Annotated in this window: 3 protein-coding genes; 1 reads left to right on the forward strand and 2 read right to left on the reverse strand. The window is 42.7% G+C overall.

The genetic code is table 11. From position 1 onward, the window contains the following. Together VFM80_RS10250 and VFM80_RS10255 are read right to left on the reverse strand one after the other, a co-directional pair. Positions 1-885: PAS domain-containing protein (locus VFM80_RS10250; protein WP_395071734.1), on the reverse strand; the 885-nt coding region annotated here is incomplete at its 3' end. 40 nt (positions 886-925) lie between these two features. Beyond that, entirely contained in the window at positions 926-1,906 is a 981-nt protein-coding gene (locus VFM80_RS10255) for an integrase core domain-containing protein (protein ID WP_395071735.1), read from the reverse strand. Between the two features lie 46 nt (positions 1,907-1,952). Between VFM80_RS10255 and VFM80_RS10260 the strand changes: the two genes are divergently transcribed. Beyond that, positions 1,953-2,089: transposase (locus VFM80_RS10260; RefSeq protein WP_395071736.1), on the forward strand; the 137-nt coding region annotated here is incomplete at its 3' end.

The raw sequence follows: 2,089 nt of genomic DNA on the forward strand, positions 1-2,089 counted from the left end.
AAGCATATTGGCTGCGGCTCTATTGATAAAGGTACAGCGACCCTCAGTATCAATACCATAGAGACCCTCATCGGTGGACTCCAGTACCAACCGGTTTTTTTGATATAGCTCTCGTAATTCTTGTTCCGCCTCTTTTCTTTCGGTGATTCCCCGAAAAAATACACTAAGACCTTCTTCTGAAGGGTAAGCATTCACTTCAAACCATTCTTCTATGGGAGAATAATATTCTTCAAATTGAACTGGCACCTGCTCTTTTAGGGCTCGCTTGTATTCCTTGAAAAACTTACCTTTTTTTGCCACTGGGAATTTTTCCCAAAGATTTTTTCCAAGTATATCATCTCGTGTTACGCCCATCACTTCTTCAGCGTGCTTGTTCCAATAGGTTACATTCCAATTCTGGTCGATAGCGAAAAAAGCCTCATTTATCCGATCCAGTATTCTTTCCCGTTCCTGGAAGGCTTCCTTCATTTTATGTTGCGCTTCTTTTTGATCCGTTACATCACGCATGGCGCCAATTACCCTTGTAGGCTTTCCTTCCTGATCTTCAACCATGAAAGCACGGTCATAGATGTATTTATACGTTCCATCTGCGGCTTGAAACCGGTATTCTATTTGAAATCGCTCAGATGAAGCGCGTTGTGCTTTCCCAATTGTATCTAATACCTCGGCCCGATCGTCCGGGTGAATTTTATCACGCCACCAGCCTTCGATCTCATTAACTTGTTGCTGTTCATAGCCGAACATGTTATAAAAATTCTGGCTATACTCGATCGTATCGGTTTCAAGATTCCAATCCCAGATGGTGTCTCTTGTGGCTTTTGATACAATTTCGTAGCGCTCAATACTTTTGCGAAGTTCTTGCTGATATTCAATTTGGTCGGTCACATCTTTTTGTATGCCAATAAATCCATCGCAATTGTAGATGTCAGGTAATTCGAGGACAGTTTTGATTAAAATAAGCGGGAGAGGTTCCTCCAATTCCTTGGTGTGGCCTCTCATGGTTGTAGTAATATAAATACTCAGTCAATTCTTTTTGCAGGTGTTCATACGTTTCAAAATAGGTACCTTGCAACAGGTCTTCCTCGATCGTCTTCCAGAACCGCTCTATCTTTCCATTGGTTTGTGGCCGGTAGGGACGAATGTAACGATGTTTGATCTTCATTTCGATCAACAGCCGTTCAAACGGATGGTTAGGCTTGCTTTGAGACTCTTTAGGACCAAACTCCGGACCATTATCACTGAGCAGTTCGGCAAACTTCACCTGGTATTCCCCGGCCAGCATATTCATGGCTTTAAGTGTAGCAAACATAACCGTCAGGGATTTTATGTCCGGCAGAATTTCGACCCATGCCAGACGCGTGCAGCTATCTAAAAGCCCCAACAAGTAATATCTGTGGGTGTCCCCGCTGATGACCCCTTTGGCCAGATAATGCGTGTCAATGTGTCCAATCTGGCCTGCCTTGGTTTTAATAATACGTTGTTTGGATTGCTTCATAGGTTGACTGAGCCGGTTAATGCGGTGGCGCCGACAAATCGCATAGATGGTCGAGGGGGCCGGTGTATGGTGCTTCAACAGTGGGGTTAAAATACTGAATATTTCGTATCGGTTGTTTCCTTTCTCTCGTAGTCGGACCACTTTTTGCTCAATAAAGGGGAGCGTACGCCGGGTCTTCCATTTAGGCCCTCTTTTGCCCGGCAGTACCGAGGCGAGATCTCCTGAAGCTTTAAAGCGGTTGTAGTACTTAAGAAAGTTACGGCGGTCAATATCGTGAGCCTGATAAAAATCTTTGGCAAAACGATAGTGAGGATGCTTTTTGGCTTTTACTAACTCGTACTCTTCAATCAGAAATTGATATTTCTGAAGGTAGTTACGTACCAGGGTCTGATCTTGTGTGTTTATTCGCATAGACAAAAATAATTTTTGTCCTCGAATTATCTAACATCTACACCTGATGACAAACCATATTCATTTAATGGTTAGTGCGAAAGAAGGTTTTAATTTATCAGACATCCTCAGGGATTTTAAAAAATTTACTGCTTATTCAATATTGAATGACCTTCAATCAAATCCAAAAGAAAGCCGGAGAAA

Source organism: Gracilimonas sp., assembly GCF_035704785.1.
In the GTDB taxonomy this organism is placed as follows: domain Bacteria; phylum Bacteroidota; class Rhodothermia; order Balneolales; family Balneolaceae; genus Gracilimonas.